This window comes from Pseudomonas sp. PIC25 (assembly GCF_002286785.1).
In the GTDB taxonomy this organism is placed as follows: domain Bacteria; phylum Pseudomonadota; class Gammaproteobacteria; order Pseudomonadales; family Pseudomonadaceae; genus Pseudomonas_M.
Genome location: NZ_MUJY01000185.1, coordinates 29250 through 48045 on the forward strand (window position 1 = coordinate 29250; position 18796 = coordinate 48045).

Sequence of the window (18796 nt, forward strand, 5' to 3'; positions counted from 1 at the left end):
TCTATGTGTGGCATCGTTGGCGCCATTGCCGAACGCAACATCACCGCCATCCTGCTGGAAGGTTTGAAGCGTCTGGAATATCGCGGCTATGACAGCGCCGGCGTGGCGGTGCTGGATGAGGCCGGCCGACTACAGCGCTGCCGCCGTTCCGGCAAGGTGGCCGAATTGGAACAGGCGCTGAAGGACGAGCCCCTGGCCGGTCGCCTGGGGATTGCCCATACCCGCTGGGCTACCCACGGCGCACCGTGCGAACGAAATGCCCACCCGCATTTCTCCGGCGACGGTCTGGCGGTGGTGCACAACGGCATCATCGAAAACCACGAAGAACTGCGCATCCACCTGAAAGGATTGGGCTACGCCTTCGTCTCCGATACCGATACCGAGGTGATCGTCCACCTGCTCCACCACAAGCTGAAGGAAACCGGCGACCTCACTGCCGCGCTCAAGGCAGCGGTGCCAGAGCTTCACGGTGCCTATGGCCTGGCGGTGATCAGCGCTGACCAGCCCGACCGCCTCGTGGCGACTCGCAGTGGCAGCCCGCTGGTGATCGGTCTTGGTATCGGCGAGAACTTCCTGGCTTCCGACCAGTTGGCCCTGCGCCAAGTCACCGACCGTTTCGTGTATCTGGAAGAAGGCGACATCGCCGAGATCCGTCGCGACCGCATCAGCTTGTGGGACAGCGCCGGCCAGCCGGTGCAGCGCGAAGCCGTGCAGTATCACGAAGGCGCGGAAGCCGCCGACAAGGGTGAATACCGCCATTTCATGCTGAAGGAAATCTACGAGCAGCCGAAGGTGGTCCAGCGCACCCTGGAGGGCCGCATCGGTCAGGAGCAGGTGTTGGTCCAGGCATTCGGCCCCCAGGCTGCCGAGCTGTTCACCAAGGTGAAGAACGTCCAGATCGTCGCCTGCGGCACCAGCTACCACGCCGGCATGGTGGCGCGTTATTGGCTGGAAGCCTTGGCAGGGATTCCCTGCCAGATCGAAGTCGCCAGCGAATTCCGCTATCGCAAGGTGGTGGTGCAGCCGGACAGCCTGTTCGTCACCATCTCCCAGTCGGGCGAGACCGCCGATACCCTGGCCGCGCTGCGCAATGCCAAGGCACGTTCCAGAGAAGAAGGGGGCTACCTGGCCAGCCTGGCGATCTGCAACGTCGGCACCAGCTCGTTGGTGCGCGAGTCTGACCTCTGTCTGTTGACCCAGGCCGGCCCGGAAATCGGCGTGGCCTCGACCAAGGCCTTCACTACCCAACTGGTGGCGCTCCTGCTGCTGACTCTCACCCTGGGCAAGGTGCGCGGCGGCTTGGAGGAAGGCGTCGAAGCCGAACTGGTGGAAGAGCTGCGCCGCCTGCCGACCCGCCTTGGCGAAGCGCTGGCCATGGACAAGACCGTGGAGAAAGTCGCCGAGTTGTTCGCCGAGAAAAACCACACCCTGTTCCTGGGGCGTGGCGCCCAGTATCCGGTTGCCATGGAGGGAGCGCTCAAGCTCAAGGAAATCTCCTACATCCACGCCGAAGCCTATCCGGCCGGTGAACTCAAGCACGGCCCGCTGGCCCTGGTGGACGCCGACATGCCGGTGGTGACCGTGGCGCCGAACAACGAGCTGGTGGAAAAGCTCAAGTCCAACCTGCAGGAAGTCCGCGCGCGCGGCGGAGAGCTGATCGTCTTCGCCGATGGCGAAGCGGGTATCGAGAACGGCGAGGGCACCCATCTGGTCAACATGCCGCACATCCATGACGTGCTGGCGCCGATCCTCTACACCCTGCCGCTGCAACTGCTCTCGTACCACGTCGCCGTACTGAAAGGCACCGACGTCGACCAGCCACGGAATCTGGCCAAGTCGGTAACCGTCGAGTAACCGGCTGATCATCCCGGCTGGCGCGCGCATCATCAATATTCGCGCGGCCGGGTTCGCCACAGGCAGAAACTCTCCTCTGCCTGTCAACTCGTCCTTCGCCCGGAATTTCTTCGTCGCGAATGCCACTCAAGGCAGAGTTGCCGCAACGGCATATCCATTCAGACCAACGTCCTGACGCTTCAGTCCATGAGGCTGTAGCGTCTTTTCAGTGAACGTTTGGATGGTTTCGGCCTGGCAATGCCTTTCGTCATTAGTCGGAGCCCTATGAATGGATCGGATACCTCACTCACCTTCCACTTCCTTCCATTCCTGCAGCAGCCATTCGTCCGAGGCCTTGGACGACACCGCGCAATCGGTACCGGGAAACCCCGTTCCGGCGCTCCAACCGCCACCCATGACGAGCAATATCCTGGGCTTGATGAGGGGCGCTCTGAGCGCTTTTCAGGGCGCCTTCCAGTTACCGAGTGTCGGGCTGGGCTGGGTTCTGCCTCGCATTCCGCAGCCAGAGGCGGGCGGGTCAACGACATCGGCCCATGCCATGGATCCGAGCGTGACGAATTGGCTGGAAGAAGCCGGCACGCCGGACATGCGCGCCTCGCGAGCGACGGCCGCGCAGCATCTCCAGGAGGTGCTGCAAGGGAAAGAGGAACTGGTTCTGAATGGCCTGGCGCTGGGAACCTTGCCCGACATCTTCGATCGGGCCGAGGTCAAGGAGGGGTTGAGATCCGTGAGACTGAACGACTGCCGGCTCGATACGCTCCCGGCTTCGCTCCTGCAACTCCCTCGACTGGAGATTCTGAGTGTGCAAAACGCCGGCCTCAGCCATCTTCCCGAGTTCGGAGAAATGCCCGGATTGCTATCCCTGAACCTCAGTCATAACCGATTGACTGAATTGCCAGAGAGCATTGGCAGGATGGGTTCTCCCTTAGCGCTCATTCTCGATAGGAACCGACTGGAGTTTCTGCCGGAATCCATTGGGCGTCTCACGGCGCTGAGAGAGCTTACTGTCCCAGGCAACCGCCTGCATGGACTATCGGATAGCCTGGGCGATCTGCTGGACCTGGAGAAGCTTGATGTCGGTTTCAACCGCTTGAGCGACCTCCCCGAGTCGTTGGGCCGGTTGCCGCTCGAGCAACTGTTCATCAACGGAATGCCCGAACTTCGAGAAATACCGCCGGTGGTATTCGCCATGGCGTCGTTGGAAGAGCTACGACTCAATAACACGGCCCTGGCGTCGGTCCCCCCGGAAATCGGCCAATTGAGCAACCTACAGTACCTGGATCTTTCCGAATGCCGGATAACCTCGATTGCCGAAGAAATTGGCCAGTTGCCAGAGACATGTAATGTCGAGTTGAGTGGTAATCCGCTTCCCCGGGCCCTTGTTGACCGGTTGCGACACGCAGTTGGAGGGCCGCAGATCCATGTCGGAAAACAAGCAACCCAATCCCTGGAGACGAACATAGCCGGATGGCTGAAGGATATTTCGCGCGAACAAGTGATGAAATGGCAACGGCTGGCGAATAACGTCGAGCTCGGTGCGCAAGTCGGAGAATTCAACTCCTGGCTGGAGGCGATGCGCGAGACTGCGGATTACAGGAACGAGAAGACCCGCCCTCACCTCGAACACAGGATGCAATCCCTGCTCGAAGACCTGACCCGCATGCTGGAAAACATCGACCCCGCTCGTCTCCCCAGGGAAAGTCCGTTGCCAACCTATCTGGAGATCGCCCGGGACGCCGTCTCGAGATGTGAGGATCGTGCCCTGATGGGGTTGGACGGGATGGAGCTGCGACAGGTCAGTGAGCGAGCGAGTCGTGGCGATTACAACGACAGCCAATTGATCGCCCTGGGGCGTGAGATGTTCATTCGCGATCAGATTTCCCTGATAGCGGAGGAAAAGGCAAAGGAGCTACCCAAAGGGGACGATGAGGAAGAGGGCGTGGAAGTCCATCTCACCTATCTGGTCGGTCTGCGTGACCAACTGGGCCTGACACTGGGCAGCCAGGACCTGCTCTATTCGTCTTTATCCGAGGTTGACGGGGAGGATCTGAAGCGTGCGGCTCAGGAAATTCGGCAGCAATTGGACACGCCCGGCGTGTTGCGCACCTTCCTGGCCGATTGGGAGCCGATACGGCAGTTGGTGAACCAGCGGCACCCGGCGGAATGGCGGAATATCGAAAAAGAGTTCGAAGCGCTGGAAGATCAGGCCTATGGCCAGGATGGAAATACCGACTGGGCGGCACTTGCGGGGCTGGGCGTAAGGCGGGAGCAGGCTTTTCGCGAGCTGTGCGCGAACAAGGTCGAGGAATTACTGAAAAGGGAACTGCCATCCGCATCGCGCGACCCGGAAGAACCGGCGGCAAAACGCGCCCGCCTGGATTGAGTGATGGCAAAACGAAAGGCTCTGCTACGGGCCTTACGCTTGGTATCGGCCATCATTGACCGGGAACTCTCCGACCGGGGATCGCCACACACCATTTGTTCCCACCGCAACGCGAGATTTCCCATGTACCCCCAAGATGCTCGAGCCTGGCTCACGGAAGCATTTTCACGCGGGCGAACCGGCCTCGGTAATACGCTCGTTTTCGATGCCCAGGGACAGGCTGTCGTACATGCGCCGGAAGGCGTCAGTTGCCTGCTTTGGATTCCCGATCACGATGCTCGCTGGCATCTCTATGCTTCCCTGAAAGAAATCGACCCGAGAAGCGATGGCCATTTCCTGGCCATGGCGCTCGCCCTCAATCTGCAAGCCGTCCTGATGCAGGGCACCCATATCGGCCTCAATCCCGAGACCCGGCAACTGCTGCTCCATCGCGTGGTGACGATCGATAAGGCCACGCTGGATGCCCCCAAGACCCTGCGGCATTTCATCGGTCGATGCGTCCATCTGCGCGATGAGTTGGGAAAAGCTATCGTCTCCGCCGCGGCATCGTCGAAACCGGAGCCTCCAGGGGCTTTCCACCCGTCCCTTTCGTTTCGTCAACGTTTTGCTTGATCGGAGTCTTCGATGAATACGCCGCCCCTTTCGCCGAGCGTTTCCAGCTCGTCTCGTACCTCTTCATCCCAGACCTCCGGGTCGGAAGCCGACAACCTTCACTGGGAGCCGGGCAATCGGGCCCCGGCTCTTCAGTTACCTCCTGGTCTACATGTTCCCGATGCGGGACAGCTTCATCCGATAGCGCAGCTTCTGGCGACCTATCAGGGCAACATCCACCTCCCCATGCTCGGCCCGGGTTGGGTGTTGCCTCAGATTCCTCAGGCGGCTGTGGGCGAAGCCAGTTCTTCCGCACCATCCAATGCGCTGGAGGCTGAACTGAGGCAATGGGTGGACGGGGCCGATAATCCCGCGATGGCCGCTGACAGGCGTATTGCGGAATCTAGGATTCTGGATGTTCTGAGGCGCAATCGCGATCTGCTGGTATTGGAGAACCTGAAGTTTGGCGAACTGCCGGATGTTTTCGGCCATCCCGATATCCGGGAGCGGTTGAAGACGGTGGAGATCAGTTGCTGCGATGTCGACAGGCTTCCCGCTACGCTGTTGGATCTACCTGAGTTGAGGCACCTGAGTGTGCTGGGTTGTCCCATCACCGAACTCCCCGAATTCGGCAACATGCCGAAGCTTCAAACGCTTCATCTGCCGGACAACGAACTGACCAGACTGCCGGAAAACATCGGAAAGCTCACCAATCTGAAACGGCTGGCTGTAGACAGCAACAACCTGGAAGCCCTGCCGGATTCGCTGACCCGACTCAGTAACCTGGAAAAGCTGAACGTCTCATTCAACCAGATCAGCAGGTTGCCAGATGGCATGAAAGGGATGACGTCGCTGCAGAACCTGAATATTGGTTCGAATATGCTGCAAGAGCTTCCCGATGACCTGGCCGTCCTGCCGCTGGTCAAGTTGAAGGCCAACCAGATCGGCTTTCAGGAAATTCCTCCCGTGATCCTGTCGATCGAGTCTCTGGAGGTGCTGAAACTCTCTTTGAATCAGATTTCGCTGCTCCCGCCGGAAATCGCGCAACTGAATAATCTCGCCGTCCTGGATGTCGCCCACTGCCGCTTGACGTCGCTGCCGGAGGAAATCGCCCAGCTTCCCCACAGTTGCGACGTGGAGGTGGGAGGAAACCCATTGTCCGAGGGCATACGCAGTCACTTCGCTCGTATTCACGAAGAAGGAGGGCCGCTGATTTCCTATACGGAAGACGAGGGGGACCCGGTTGAGCGCGCGACCCAGCCGCTGGACACCAACGTGGCCAAGTGGATAAAGGACCTGACGCCCGAGCAGCTACAGAAGTGGCAAGCGTTCGGCCGCGAGGAGCGGGCTGGGCATTTGAATACTTGGCTGGAATTCATGGACCAGACAGCGGATTTCAAGAACGAGCAGACTCGTCCCCGTCTCGAGCAGCGGATGCGGAACATGCTGGGCGACCTGACCCGCATGCTGGAGGACCCGGACGATACCCGGTTGTCGATCTATCTCGGTATCGCCGAAGAAGCCACTTCGTCCTGCCGGGACCGCATCGCGGTGGGCCTGAACAACATGGAACTGCAGCAGGTCAATGATCGCGCGGGGCAAGGTGGAGTGAGCAGCAAGCAGCTCCTGGCTCTGGGGCGTGAAATGTTCATCCGCGACCAGATCGACCATATCGCCAAGGACAAGGTGAAAGGCTTGAGAGGAGTGGACGAGGTGGAGGTGCACTTGGCCTTCCAGGTCGGTTTGCAACGCTCGTTCGGCCTGACGTTCGGAAACCAGGACATGCTGTACCGGGGTTGTTCCCAGGTGCGCGACAAGGATCTGCGGCTGGCAGAGCGAAGAATCCAGGCCTCGCTGGAGGCTCCCGGCATGTTGCGCAGTTTTCTGGCCGACTGGGAACCGATGCGGAGCATGGTCAAACTTCGGTATGGCGTGGAATGGCGAGCCACCGAGCGCAAGTTTCGGGAACTTGAGGAGCAGGCCTACGGGCAGGGTGGCAAAACCGACTGGAAGGCGCTCGCGGAGCTTGGTAAGCAGCGCGAACAGGCGTTCCATGAGCTTTGCGCGAGCAAGCTGAACGAGTTGACTCAGACCAATCTTCCGTCGTACTCGCCGTTGTCGGGGGAGCCGTCGTCCAGCAAGCGTCCGCGGTTGGGTTGAGGGGGCGCCGGAGCGATTTTGCGAAGCGGCTGTAACGCTTTCAGGAAAGGCGACTCTACCTGTCTGTCGGGATTGATCTATCAGCAACGCCGACCACCCAAATATCAGAAGAGGACAAATGGAATGAGCGCAAAAACCAGCATCACCGGTGCGGCACTGGCTTTGGCGGCTGCGGGGCTGTTCGCCAGCTTGCCAGCCCAGGTCGTGGCGGAGGAAGCCATGGTGCATTGCTATGGCGTGAATGCCTGCAAGGGGCAGAACGACTGCAAGACTGCACAGAACTCGTGCAAAGGGCAGGGCGCCTGCAAGGGACAGGGCTTCAAGAGCATGACCTTGGCCGAGTGCCAGTCCGCGGGCGGCAAGGTCGGCGACTGATGCCTCCGGGCGGGACGCCTCTCCGGCTTCCCGCCCAGTCTTGAAAGGAGGGCCTTATGTCGATTGCCGATTCCTGTCTCGGTTATGGCCTGGGGTTGCGCACGGCCTACTACCAGGACATTCTCGAAAACCATCCGCCTGTGGACTGGTTCGAAATCGTTTCGGAAAACTATCTGGTCGATGGCGGCAAGGCGCTGTATTACCTGGAGGCCATTGGCGAGCGTTACCCGCTGGTGATGCACGGCGTGTCCTTGTCCATCGGCGGCCCACACCCGTTGGACAGGGACTACCTGCAACGTCTCAAGCGTCTGGCACAAACCGTTCGCCCGGCGTGGATTTCCGACCATCTGTGCTGGAGCCGTGGCAGCGCTCACCAGCTGCACGATCTGCTGCCGCTGCCCTACACCGAAGAAAGCCTGTGGCATGTCGCCGAGCGGGTCCGCCAGGTGCAGGACCTCCTCGAACGTCCGCTGGTGCTGGAAAACGTTTCCAGTTACGTGCGTGTCGCCGAGGCGTCGTTCAGCGAATGGGAGTTTCTTGCCGCGCTCAGCGAAGCTAGCGGCTGCGAGTTACTGCTGGACGTGAACAATGTCTATGTCAGCGCCCGCAACCATGGTTTTGACCCCTGGACATTCATCAGCGGGCTGCCGAAAGCACGCATCCGCCAACTGCATCTGGCGGGGCATAGCGATTACGGCGCCTACCTCATCGATACCCACGACCAGCCGGTGAGCGATCCGGTCTGGCAGCTCTACCAGCGCACCCTGGCGCACCTGGGGCCGGTGGCGACGCTGCTCGAACGCGACGACAACTTCCCTCCGCTGGACGAATTGCTGGCCGAACTGGGCAAGGCCAGGGCGCTGGGGCAAGCAGTGCTCGCTCGGGAGGCCGCATGCGTCTGAGCGAATGGCAGCGGCAAATGGAAGCCTACCTGCTGGACGATCGCACGGAGCCGGATGCCGCGCTGCGCGCCAGTCTGGTCGGCAGTCCTGCCCTCAGCGTCGACGAAGGCCTGGCGATCTACCACAACGCCTACCGTGCCCGGTTGATTCAGGCCCTGGCCGAAGATTATCCGGCCGTAAGTGCCAGGCTCGGCGAAGCGTTCGAGGGCATGGCCTTGGACTACCTGCGCGACTGTCCCTCTCGTCACTACAGCCTGCGCTGGCTGGGCGAGCGTCTGCCCGCGTTCATCGAACAACGCGGGGATCAGGCCCTGGCCGAACTGGCGCGCCTGGAGTGGGCGTTCACCCTGGCGTTCGATGCCGCCCAAGGGGAGCCGTTGACGCTCGCGGACATGGCGGCGATGCCCGCCGATGACTGGCCCGGTCTGCGGGTTCGCCTACAACCCAGCGCGCAGTGGCTGAGTTGTCGCTACAACAGTGTGGAGGTCTGGCGTTCGCACAAGGAAGGCAGCGGCCTGCCCGGAAGCCGGAGGCTGAATGAGATAAACCACTGCCTGATCTGGCGTCAGGACCTGATCAGCCGCTACCGCAGCCTGGAAGATGGCGAAGCCGAGGCGTTGAAAGGCATGGCCGTGGATAGGCTCTGCTTTGCCGAACTCTGCGCCATGTTGAGCGAGCGGAGCGAGAACGCCGCGTTGCAGACGGCCGTGTGGTTGAAGCGCTGGGTCGGTGAGGGGCTGCTGGCGGGGTTTTCCGGTAGAGCGGACGATAGCTGAGACCTATCAGCTTCATAGAGTGGAGAAGGATTATAGTGGTCTACGCTTGCTGAGAGTTATGCGAACCGGGGGGGACACCTCATGTTGGCGTTGCTTCCACCAGTGTTGCGGGAAATCCAGCTGCCTTTGCGGCTGCGCCTATGGAACGGGTATGAACTCGAACTGGGCCCCATCCCGAGTGTGACATTGGTCGTGAAGGACCCCGGCCTGATCACCCAGTTCGAACAACCTACCCTGGGTGCCCTGGGAGAGGCCTTTGTCGAAGGACGCCTGGAAATGGAGGGCTCCATCAGCGAGGTGATCCGTCTCTGCGATGCCCTCAGCCGGGCGTTGATCTCCGATGAAAACACCACCCCGCCCGAGCGCCGCGCCCACGACAAGGACACCGATGCGGCGGCGATCTCCTACCACTACGACCTGTCCAACGACTTCTATGCGCTCTGGCTGGACCGCGACATGGTCTATTCCTGCGCCTATTTCGAAACCGGGCAGGAAGACCTCGAACAGGCCCAGCAGGCCAAGCTCCGCCACCTGTGCCGCAAGTTGCGGTTGAAGCCTGGCGATTACCTGCTCGACGTCGGATGTGGCTGGGGTGGCCTGGCTCGCTTCGCCGCCCGTGAGTTCGGCGCGCGGGTGTTCGGTATTACCCTAAGCCGCGAACAGCTTGCGTTGGCGCGGGAACGGGTCAAGGCCGAGGGCCTGGACGACCGGGTCGAACTCGAACTGCTGGACTACCGCGACCTGCCGCAGGACGGCCGCTTCGACAAGGTGGTCAGCGTCGGCATGTTCGAGCATGTCGGCCATGCCAACCTGGCGCTCTATTGCGAGCGGCTGTATGGCGCGGTGCGTCCCGGCGGTCTGGTGATGAACCATGGCATCACCGCCAAGCACACCGATGGTCGCCAGGTCGGCCGCGGAGCTGGCGAGTTCATCGACCGTTACGTGTTTCCCCACGGCGAATTGCCGCATGTGGCCATCATGACCGCGCGGATCAGCGAGGCGGGCCTGGAAGTCGTCGATGTGGAAGGCTTGCGCCTGCATTACGCACGGACCCTGAATTTCTGGAGCTCGAACCTGGAGTCACGCCTGGAGGAAGCGGTCCGGTTGGTGCCGGAACAGGCGCTGCGCATCTGGCGGCTGTACCTGGCCGGTTGCGCCTACGGTTTCGAGCAGGGCTGGATCAACCTCCACCAGATTCTCGCTGTGAAGCCGTACGGGGACGGTTCCCACGATTTGCCCTGGTCGCGCCGCGACCTGTACGTCTGAGCGCCGCCTGGCGGAGCGGCGGCATCGAGCGCTGCGGGAGCGTGGCGCGGCGCGAGAGATGGCTTAACATGGGCGATCCGTTTCGCCAGAGTCGTTCATGCCAGCCATTCTCGTGCGTTTTCGCGTTGCCCTGATCGTTCTGCTGATCTTTCTCGGGTTGCTGATAAGCATGCTCCTCGCCGGGCGTTTTGCCGAGCGGCGCGCCTGGGAGGAGCGCAGCGTCGAGGCGCGCGGACAACTCGCCCTTTATGCCCAGACCATGCACACCCTGGTCGAGCGCTTCCGCTCGGTACCGGCGTTGCTGGCGCTGGACAGCGACATCCGCAGCCTGCTCGACGACCCGGCCAATCCGACCCTGCGCCAGGCGCTCAATCGCCGCCTGGAGCGGCTGAACACCGAGGCGGGCTCTGCGGTGCTCTATCTGCTGGACAGCGGCGGCGAAGCCATTGCCTCCAGCAACTGGCGCGAATGGAGCAGCTTCGTCGGCAACAACTACGCGTTCCGCCCGTACTTCCAGGATGCGATCCGTCACGACGCCGGGCGCTATTTCGCGGTGGGCGTGACCACCGGTATTCCGGGCTATTTCCTCTCCCACGTGGTGAAGGACGGCGGCGGCCAGCCGCTCGGGGTGCTGGTAGTGAAGCTGGAGCTGGAAGACCTGCAGCGCGAATGGGCCAGCCAGCCGGGCACCATGCTGGTCGCCGACAGCCACGATATCGTCATCCTGTCCAATCGTCCGGCGTGGCGTTTCCGCTATCTGAACGAATTGAGCGATCCGGTGCGGGCCGAACTCGTGGAATCGCGCAAATATGCCGAGCAGAACCTGCAGCCTCTGCCCAGCGAACCGCTGCAGACCGTCGCCGAGGATGCCGAGTTGCGTCGCGTGGATGGCCCGGAAGGCCGGCGCGTCTATCTCTGGCAGCGGCTGGCGTTGCCGGAGGAGGGCTGGAGCCTGAACCTGCTGATGGAGCCGACCCTGGTTGCCGACAGCGTGCGCAGCTACCGCTTGGCCGCCGCCGGCATCTGGATGACCTTCGCGTTCCTGTTGCTCTACCTGGCCCAGCGGGAGAAGAATCGGCGTCTCCAGCAGCGCAGCCGCGAGGAGCTGGAGCGCTTGGTGGAAGAGCGCACCGCCGAGTTGCGTACCGCCCAGGACGAACTGGTGCATGCCGCCAAGATGGCCGCCCTGGGACAGATGTCCGCGGCGCTGGCCCATGAGATCAACCAGCCGCTGACTGCGATGCAGATGCAGCTCGGCAGTCTGCGCCTGCTGCTCGACGGCGGTCGCCAGGACGACGTGCGCGACGGACTGGCGCGGATCGACGGACTGCTCCAGCGCATGGCCGCGCTCACCGGCCACCTCAAGACCTTCGCCCGCAAGAGCCCGGGCGGGCTGCGCGAGCGCCTGAGCCTGAATCACGTCCTCGAGCAGGCGCTGCAACTGCTGGCCCCGCGTATCCGCGCCGAACAGGTGGAGGTGATCAAGCACCTGGAGCCCGTGGCCCAGGTCCTCGGCGACGCCATCCGGCTCGAACAGGTGCTGCTCAATCTGCTGCACAACGCGCTGGATGCCATGGCCGGCCAGGAGCGGCGGATGCTGCGGATGACTATCGAGGCCCAGGGCGGGCAGTGGCAGCTCAGTATCGAGGACAGCGGCGGCGGTATCGCCGAGGAACATATCGGTAACGTCTTCGACCCGTTCTTCACCACCAAGCCGGTGGGCCAGGGGTTGGGCCTGGGTCTCGCGGTGTCCTACGGCATCGTCCGCGAACTGGGCGGCAGTCTGGAGGCCTCGAACGGCGAAGAAGGAGCGGTATTCACCTTGCGGCTTCCCGCTGCGCCAGCGTGACACCGGTCGCACTGACGGCAATGGTGCCCCGCCGGTCGCCAGGGAACATGGGCGTGGCGGGTGTCGCGTGGCTAAACTGCGCGGGCTTGCGGGAAGGCTCGTGAGGTCCAGGCATCGAGCAGGAGTAACGTCATGAACGGTCAGGTCATTTTTGTCGATGACGAAGCGGCTATCCGCGAGGCGGTGCAGCAGTGGCTGGAACTGTCCGGCTTCACGGTGCGCGTGTGCGTCGATGCAGCCCAGGCGTTGGCCCTGGTCGACCGGGACTTTCCCGGCGTGGTGGTCAGCGACGTGCGCATGCCCGGCAGCGATGGCCTGCAATTGCTCGAACGCCTGCAGAATCTGGATCCGGACCTGCCGGTACTGATGGTCACCGGTCATGGCGACGTGCCGATGGCCGTGCAGGCGTTGCGCCAGGGCGCCTACGATTTCATCGAAAAGCCGTTCAATCCCGAGCGTTTGCTGGACAGCGTGCGGCGCGCGCTGGATAAACGCCGGCTGGTCTGCGAGAACCGCCAGCTGCGCCAACAGTTTGCCCTCAAGGACCGCATCGAAGCCCAGTTGCTCGGTGTTTCCCGTCCCATGGAAAACCTGCGCCGGCAAATCCTCGAACTGGCCGGTACCTCGGTCAACGTGCTGATTCGCGGCGAAACCGGCAGCGGCAAGGAGCGGGTCGCCCGCTGCCTGCACGACTTCAGCCCGCGAGTGGCTAAGCCGTTCGTGGCGCTGAACTGTGCGGCGATTCCGGAAAGCATCTTCGAGAGCGAGCTGTTCGGCCATGAAAGCGGTGCTTTCACCGGCGCCCAGGGCAAGCGCATCGGGCGGATCGAACATGCCGACGGCGGCACGCTGTTCCTCGACGAAGTGGAGAGCCTGCCGCTGGCGCAGCAGGTCAAGCTGCTGCGGGTATTGCAGGAAAAGACTCTGGAGCGCCTCGGATCGAATCGCAGCATCCAGGTCGACCTGCGGGTGATCAGCGCAGCCAAGCCGGACCTGCAGGACGAAGTCCGTGCCGGGCGTTTCCGCGAGGACCTGCTGTACCGCTTAAACGTCGCGGAGTTGCGCATTCCTCCGTTGCGCGAACGACGCGAAGACATTCCCCTGTTGTTCAACCATTTCGCGGCGGTCGCCGCCGAGCGTCATAACCGCGAACTGCAACCGCTGACGCCGCAGGAGCTGTCGCGGCTGGTCGCGCATAACTGGCCAGGCAATGTCCGCGAGCTGATCAACGCGGCCGAACGGTATGCCCTCGGTCTGACCTCTTCGGAGGAGACCCAGCAAGGGCCACAGTCGCTGGCCGAGCAGATGGAAGCGTTCGAGGCGCAGTGCCTGCACACCGCCTTGCAGCGCTGCCAGGGCAATATCAGTGACGTGATGGCGCTGTTGCAGATCCCCCGGCGCACGCTCAATGAGAAGATGCAGCGCCACGGCCTCAGCCGCAGCAGCTACCTGCCGGCGGGTAGTAGCGAGGAAGAGTGAGCCTCATCCGAGTGCCTGAGGGAGCGGATTTTTGCCGAGCGACTTTTCTTCATGGGCGGAATTCCGCTCATTGCCGGCGCCGCTTCCCGTCCGGAACGCTCTAAACCGCTGCCAACCGGCTTTGGCACGGCCCCTGCAATAACAGGCTTCGATTGCGCGGAACTCCGCGACGGTCCAATAAAAAAGACAAGAGGCCTGTATGAACTGCCATCTCCCCCGCACGACTTCGACTTCCCTTCATCGGATGCCAACCGCCGGGTTCGCATCGGTGCTCGTTTTCCTGTGAAAAAACCGGACGGGTACTCACCCGTGTGAGCTCGTCTACAGTGAAAAACTCTGCAACAACCAAATAACAACGACGGAGATTCTTCCATGAGACTGATCAAGCGTTTCAGCCTTCTCGCCGCTGCCGCGGCCTTCACTGCCAGCACCGCCGCGCTCGCGGCGCCGACCTTCATCAACATCCTCACCGGCGGCACCAGCGGCGTCTATTACCCGATCGGCGTCGGCCTGTCGCAGATCTACAGTAACGGCATCGAAGGCTCGAAAACCTCCGTGCAGGCCACCAAGGCTTCCGTGGAGAACCTCAACCTCCTGCAGGCCGGGCGTGGTGAACTGGCCCTGGCCCTGGGCGACTCGGTGGCCGATGCCTGGAACGGCGTGGAAGACGCCGGCTTCAAGGCCCCGCTGAAGAAGCTGCGCGCCATCGGTTCGACTTACCCGAACTACATCCAGATCGTGGCCAGCAAGGAATCCGGCATCAAGACCCTGGCTGACCTGAAGGGCAAGCGCATTTCCGTCGGCGCGCCGAAATCCGGCACCGAGCTGAACGCCCGCGCCATCTTCAAGGCCGCCGGCCTGAGCTACGAGGACATGGGCAAGGTGGAATTCCTGCCGTATGCCGAGTCCGTCGAACTGATCAAGAACCGCCAGCTCGATGCCACCCTGCAATCGTCCGGCCTCGGCATGGCTGCGATCCGCGACTTGGCCGCGACCATGCCGATCAGCTTCGTCGCGATCCCGCAGGATGTCGTCGGCAAGATCGACAACGCCGCCTACCAGGCCGCTGTGATCCCGGCCAAGACCTATGACGGTCAGGACGAAGACGTTCCCACCGTGGCGATCCAGAACATTCTGGTGAGCCATGAAGGCGTTTCCGATGACGTGGCCTACAAGATGACCAAGCTGATGTTCGACAACCTCGATCGCCTGGCCACTTCCCACTCCGCAGCCAAGGACATCAAGCTGGAGTCCGCCACCCAGAACCTGCCGATCCCGCTGCACCCGGGCGCCGAGCGTTTCTACAAGGAGGCCGGCGTGCTCAAGTGAGCCGCTGCCGTCAACGTTTGTTCCCGTTCAGCCCCCTCTCCGCGAGGAGAGGGGCTTTACCCGCGCAGAGACGCTAATAAAACCAGCGCTATCCTGACTGGGGGTAGCGGCAGGTTTTGTTAGCGGTTTTTCCGGGCATCACCTGCAGTAGATGAGGGAAACCCTCCATGAGTGAGCATCATCAAGGCCTTGCGGCCGCGACGGGCGATTGGCCGAAGGCGCTGTTCTTCGTCGCTCTGTCGTTTTCCACCTTCCAGGTTTTCACCGCCGCCTTCCCGCTGGTTTCCACCCAGGTGCTGCGGGCGGTGCACATCGGCTTCCTGCTGATGCTGGTCTTCCTCAGCTTCCCGGCGTTCGGCAAGGGGCGTCCCTGGCAGCCGCTGGCCTGGCTGCTCGGCCTCGCCGGTATGGGCACGGCGGCCTACCAGTGGATTTTCGAAGCCGACCTGATCCAGCGCTCCGGTGACCTCACCAGCGGCGACATGGTGATCGGCCTGGTCCTGATGGTGCTGGTGTTCGAAGCGGCGCGGCGGGTCATGGGTATCGCGCTGCCGATAATCTGTGGCTTGTTCCTGGCCTATGGGCTGTTCGGCGAGTACCTGCCGGGCGACTTGGCGCACCGGGGCTATGGTTTCGACCAGATCGTCAACCAGTTGGCGTTCGGTACCGAAGGTTTCTACGGCACCCCGACCTATGTATCCGCCACCTATATCTTCCTGTTCATCCTGTTTGGCTCGTTCCTCGAGCAGGCCGGGATGATCAAGCTGTTCACCGATTTCGCCATGGGCCTGTTCGGCCACAAGCTCGGCGGTCCGGCCAAGGTGTCCGTGGTGTCTTCCGCGCTGATGGGCACCATCACCGGTTCCGGCGTGGCCAACGTGGTCACCACTGGCCAGTTCACCATTCCGCTGATGAAGCGCTTCGGCTACCGCCCGGCCTTCGCCGGCGCCGTGGAGGCGACCTCCAGCATGGGCAGCCAGTTGATGCCGCCGGTGATGGGCGCCGTGGCCTTCATCATGGCCGAAACCATCAACGTGCCCTTCGTCGAAATCGCCAAGGCGGCCCTGATTCCGGCGCTGCTGTATTTCGGCTCGGTGTTCTGGATGGTGCACCTGGAAGCCAAGCGCGCCAACCTCAAGGGTCTGCCGAAAGACCAGTGCCCGAATCCGTGGAAGGCGGTGAAGGAACGCTGGTTCCTGCTGATTCCGCTGGGCATACTGGTCTTCCTGCTGTTCTCTGGCCGCACGCCGTTGTTCTCCGGCATGGTGGGGCTGGCGTTGACGGCCATCGTGATCCTCGGCTCGGCAATCATCCTGCGGGTATCGTCCAAGGGCCTGCGGGTCGCCTTCTGGGTGGCCCTGGGGCTGCTCTGCGCCGGGTTCTTCCAGCTGGGTATCGGCGTCGTGTTCGCAGTGATCGGTGTGCTGGTGGCGACCTGCTGGTTCCTCAAGGGCGGCCGCGACACCCTGGTCATCTGCCTGCATGCGCTGGTGGAAGGTGCGCGCCATGCGGTACCGGTGGGCATCGCCTGTGCCCTGGTCGGCGTGATCATCGGCGTGGTTTCGCTGACTGGCGTGGCCTCCACCTTCGCTGGCTACATTCTTGCCATCGGCCAGGACAACCTGCTGCTCTCGCTGGTGCTGACCATGCTCACCTGCCTAGTCCTGGGCATGGGTATCCCGACGATCCCGAACTACATCATCACCAGCTCGATCGCGGCGCCGGCGCTGCTGGAACTTGGCGTTCCGCTGATCGTCTCGCACATGTTCGTCTTCTACTTCGGCATCCTCGCCGACCTCACCCCGCCCGTGGCGTTGGCTTGCTTCGCTGCCGCTCCGATCGCCAAGGAAACCGGCCTGAAGATCGGCCTGTGGGCGGTGCGTATCGCCATCGCCGGTTTCGTCGTGCCGTTCATGGCGGTGTATTCGCCAGCGCTGATGCTGCAAGGCGACAGCCTGATGATGACGGCCTACGTGGCGGTCAAGGCCATGTTCGCCATCGCTCTCTGGGGTGTGGCTTCGGTGGGCTACCTGCACGGCAAGCTGTTCTGGTGGGAGCGCCTGCTCGGTCTGGCCGCCGGGGCCTGCCTGGTCATGGCACTGCCGATCACTGACGAACTGGGCTTCGCCCTTGGCGTTGGCATGCTCGCCGTGCACTTCTGGCGCCTGCGCCGCGATGGCAAGCCGGTGGTCGCGTGATCGGTCTGTGCATGGGACTGGCCGGGGCCGTCTGGGCGGAACTGCCCGTCCCGGCCTTCACCCTGGCCTGGCGGCACACCATCGAAAAGGTGCGCTGGGAAGAGGATTACCGCGTGACGACGAGCGGCCTGCTGCTCGGCGAGGCGCGGGTCAAGGGTTCTGGCGCCGGCATGGAAATACCGGACGGCGCCGAACTTCGCGAGGGCACCTGGCACTACCAGCGCCAGCTACCGCCCTTGCAGCCGCTGCGCTTGGGCAGAACGCCCGAGGCGGGGGATTACCAACTGTGTTTCGACCAGCGTTGTCACGACTTGAGTGAATGGCTCGGCCCGCCAAAAGCGAGCCAGCCGGCGCTGGAACTCTGGAGCTGTGCGGTCACCACGCCGGGCAGCCCCGCGACCCGCGAGGGAAGCGGGCAGGGCTGAGAAGCCCGCGTCGTATCGGAAGAACCCCGGCCAAGTGCCGGGGTTTTTCTTTTCCGCGTTCTCGATTGCTTCGACTATGGTGAAGGGCACCGTCTTTTCAGGAGGAAGCCATGAACACCCATACGGTTATCCACAAGGGAAGCTGCCACTGTGGACGAATTACCTTCGAAGTGGAGGGCGAAATCGAACAGGTCATAGAGTGCAACTGCTCCCACTGCAGCCGGAAGGGATACCTGCTGTGGTTCGTGGCGAGACGGCAGTTGCGGCTGGTCACGCCGGAGGCGGACATGGCGACCTATCGCTTCAACAAGCACGTCATCGACCATCACTTCTGCCCGGTGTGCGGTTGTGCGCCCTTCGGCTTCGGCAAGGACCCCAGTGGGACGGAGACTGCGGCGGTCAATGTCCGCTGCCTGCCCGAGCTGGACCGTTCCGGCTTGAAGGTGGTTCAGGTCGACGGCCGTAGCTTCTGATGGGTATGGTTCCAGAACGATGTTCTACGCTTGCAGTTCGAATCTTCGGCGAATCGGATGCCCAGCCATGAAAAAACACCTTGCGACGACGATTGCGACGGCGGTCTGCCTGCTGGCTCCCCTGGCCCATGCTCAGGTGATCCGGCCCGGCTTGTGGGAAGTCAGCTCCAACAAGATGCAGGTCGACGGGCAGCAACTACCCGGTATGCAGGAAATGCTGGAGCGCATGAAGAGCCTGCCGCCCGAGCAGCGCAAGATGATGGAAGACATGATGGCCAAGCAGGGCGTCCAGGTGGGCGACAAGGGTGTACGCATCTGCCTGACGGCCGAGCAGGTCAAGGCGGATAACATTCCGCTGCAGCACCAACAGGGTGGCTGCAAGAATGAGTTCACCGAGCGCAGTGCCGAACGCTGGGCGTTCCGTTTCACCTGTCCGGAGGCCAGTGGCGAAGGAGAGACCCGCTTCATCAGCGATCGCGAATACGTCACGCGGATAACCGGCACCCACCAACGCAGCGGCCAGGAGGCCCAGCAGAGCGAGATGGAATACGTTTCCCGCTGGATTGGCGAGGACTGCGGCAACGTCCCCCCGGTGCGGCTGCAACCCTGACCACGGCTGCGTCGGCCTGACCGGCGCAGCGCTCGATTTTTCCCGACATACTTGCCGCGCTTTTTTGCGCGGACGGCTTGCTTCGCCCCATTCCCGCCTGGCAAATGCTAATCAGCCTCAATTGCG

General features: G+C 62.5%; 15 protein-coding genes. All 15 read left to right on the top strand.

Going from position 1 to position 18796, the window contains the following annotated elements:
• Nucleotides 1-3: 3 nt before the first annotated feature.
• The 15 genes from glmS to BZL41_RS25425 all read left to right on the top strand — a co-directional run bounded on the left by glmS (nucleotide 4) and on the right by BZL41_RS25425 (nucleotide 18670).
• Nucleotides 4-1854 carry a glutamine--fructose-6-phosphate transaminase (isomerizing) gene (gene glmS / locus BZL41_RS25355; RefSeq protein ID WP_095601822.1) on the top strand — a complete coding sequence of 617 codons (1851 nt, stop codon included), beginning with the start codon at nucleotides 4-6 and terminating at the stop codon, nucleotides 1852-1854.
• A gap of 394 nt (nucleotides 1855-2248) precedes the next feature.
• Nucleotides 2249-4237, top strand: coding sequence for an NEL-type E3 ubiquitin ligase domain-containing protein (locus tag BZL41_RS25360; RefSeq protein WP_168191068.1), 1989 nt, complete (start codon nucleotides 2249-2251; stop codon nucleotides 4235-4237).
• A 123-nt stretch (nucleotides 4238-4360) separates the two neighbouring features.
• A complete protein-coding gene (locus BZL41_RS25365) occupies nucleotides 4361-4849 on the top strand; it encodes a CesT family type III secretion system chaperone (protein WP_168191069.1) in 489 nt (162 codons plus the stop codon).
• 12 nt (nucleotides 4850-4861) lie between these two features.
• Nucleotides 4862-6988 carry an NEL-type E3 ubiquitin ligase domain-containing protein gene (locus BZL41_RS25370; protein WP_095601825.1) on the top strand — a complete coding sequence of 709 codons (2127 nt, stop codon included), beginning with the start codon at nucleotides 4862-4864 and terminating at the stop codon, nucleotides 6986-6988.
• A 123-nt stretch (nucleotides 6989-7111) separates the two neighbouring features.
• Entirely contained in the window at nucleotides 7112-7363 is a 252-nt protein-coding gene (locus BZL41_RS25375; RefSeq protein WP_084339254.1) for a hypothetical protein, read from the top strand.
• Nucleotides 7364-7419: 56 nt separating this feature from the next.
• Nucleotides 7420-8265: a DUF692 domain-containing protein gene (locus tag BZL41_RS25380; protein WP_095601826.1), complete on the top strand. Its 846-nt coding sequence runs from the start codon at nucleotides 7420-7422 to the stop codon at nucleotides 8263-8265.
• Nucleotides 8256-9041 carry a DUF2063 domain-containing protein gene (locus BZL41_RS25385; RefSeq protein WP_095601827.1) on the top strand — a complete coding sequence of 262 codons (786 nt, stop codon included), beginning with the start codon at nucleotides 8256-8258 and terminating at the stop codon, nucleotides 9039-9041. The genes BZL41_RS25380 and BZL41_RS25385 overlap by 10 nt, the downstream gene beginning before the upstream one ends.
• A gap of 81 nt (nucleotides 9042-9122) precedes the next feature.
• Nucleotides 9123-10307: a C17 cyclopropane fatty acid synthase CfaB gene (gene cfaB / locus BZL41_RS25390; protein WP_095601828.1), complete on the top strand. Its 1185-nt coding sequence runs from the start codon at nucleotides 9123-9125 to the stop codon at nucleotides 10305-10307.
• Between the two features lie 97 nt (nucleotides 10308-10404).
• Nucleotides 10405-12156 carry an ATP-binding protein gene (locus tag BZL41_RS25395; protein ID WP_095601829.1) on the top strand — a complete coding sequence of 584 codons (1752 nt, stop codon included), beginning with the start codon at nucleotides 10405-10407 and terminating at the stop codon, nucleotides 12154-12156.
• Between the two features lie 132 nt (nucleotides 12157-12288).
• Nucleotides 12289-13635: a sigma-54 dependent transcriptional regulator gene (locus BZL41_RS25400; protein WP_095601830.1), complete on the top strand. Its 1347-nt coding sequence runs from the start codon at nucleotides 12289-12291 to the stop codon at nucleotides 13633-13635.
• 372 nt (nucleotides 13636-14007) lie between these two features.
• The gene (locus tag BZL41_RS25405) at nucleotides 14008-14964 is read left to right on the top strand and encodes a TAXI family TRAP transporter solute-binding subunit (protein ID WP_095601831.1); all 957 of its coding nucleotides are present in this window, start codon (nucleotides 14008-14010) and stop codon (nucleotides 14962-14964) included.
• A gap of 167 nt (nucleotides 14965-15131) precedes the next feature.
• Entirely contained in the window at nucleotides 15132-17162 is a 2031-nt protein-coding gene (locus BZL41_RS25410; protein ID WP_095601832.1) for a TRAP transporter permease, read from the top strand.
• A complete protein-coding gene (locus BZL41_RS25415; protein ID WP_095601833.1) occupies nucleotides 17159-17587 on the top strand; it encodes a DUF1850 domain-containing protein in 429 nt (142 codons plus the stop codon). The genes BZL41_RS25410 and BZL41_RS25415 overlap by 4 nt, the downstream gene beginning before the upstream one ends.
• A 110-nt stretch (nucleotides 17588-17697) precedes the next feature.
• Entirely contained in the window at nucleotides 17698-18060 is a 363-nt protein-coding gene (locus BZL41_RS25420) for a GFA family protein (RefSeq protein WP_095601834.1), read from the top strand.
• Between the two features lie 67 nt (nucleotides 18061-18127).
• The gene (locus tag BZL41_RS25425) at nucleotides 18128-18670 is read left to right on the top strand and encodes a DUF3617 domain-containing protein (protein WP_095601835.1); all 543 of its coding nucleotides are present in this window, start codon (nucleotides 18128-18130) and stop codon (nucleotides 18668-18670) included.
• Nucleotides 18671-18796: the final 126 nt, after the last annotated feature.

What these genes read in the sequence shown, in the direction of transcription:
- glmS (WP_095601822.1), top strand. Translation starts at nt 4, where the DNA reads ATGTGTGGCATCGTTGGCGCCATTGCCGAACGCAACATCACCGCCATC.
- BZL41_RS25360 (WP_168191068.1), top strand. Translation starts at nt 2,249, where the DNA reads ATGACGAGCAATATCCTGGGCTTGATGAGGGGCGCTCTGAGCGCTTTT.
- BZL41_RS25365 (WP_168191069.1), top strand. Translation starts at nt 4,361, where the DNA reads ATGTACCCCCAAGATGCTCGAGCCTGGCTCACGGAAGCATTTTCACGC.
- BZL41_RS25370 (WP_095601825.1), top strand. Translation starts at nt 4,862, where the DNA reads ATGAATACGCCGCCCCTTTCGCCGAGCGTTTCCAGCTCGTCTCGTACC.
- BZL41_RS25375 (WP_084339254.1), top strand. Translation starts at nt 7,112, where the DNA reads ATGAGCGCAAAAACCAGCATCACCGGTGCGGCACTGGCTTTGGCGGCT.
- BZL41_RS25380 (WP_095601826.1), top strand. Translation starts at nt 7,420, where the DNA reads ATGTCGATTGCCGATTCCTGTCTCGGTTATGGCCTGGGGTTGCGCACG.
- BZL41_RS25385 (WP_095601827.1), top strand. Translation starts at nt 8,256, where the DNA reads ATGCGTCTGAGCGAATGGCAGCGGCAAATGGAAGCCTACCTGCTGGAC.
- cfaB (WP_095601828.1), top strand. Translation starts at nt 9,123, where the DNA reads ATGTTGGCGTTGCTTCCACCAGTGTTGCGGGAAATCCAGCTGCCTTTG.
- BZL41_RS25395 (WP_095601829.1), top strand. Translation starts at nt 10,405, where the DNA reads ATGCCAGCCATTCTCGTGCGTTTTCGCGTTGCCCTGATCGTTCTGCTG.
- BZL41_RS25400 (WP_095601830.1), top strand. Translation starts at nt 12,289, where the DNA reads ATGAACGGTCAGGTCATTTTTGTCGATGACGAAGCGGCTATCCGCGAG.
- BZL41_RS25405 (WP_095601831.1), top strand. Translation starts at nt 14,008, where the DNA reads ATGAGACTGATCAAGCGTTTCAGCCTTCTCGCCGCTGCCGCGGCCTTC.
- BZL41_RS25410 (WP_095601832.1), top strand. Translation starts at nt 15,132, where the DNA reads ATGAGTGAGCATCATCAAGGCCTTGCGGCCGCGACGGGCGATTGGCCG.
- BZL41_RS25420 (WP_095601834.1), top strand. Translation starts at nt 17,698, where the DNA reads ATGAACACCCATACGGTTATCCACAAGGGAAGCTGCCACTGTGGACGA.
- BZL41_RS25425 (WP_095601835.1), top strand. Translation starts at nt 18,128, where the DNA reads ATGAAAAAACACCTTGCGACGACGATTGCGACGGCGGTCTGCCTGCTG.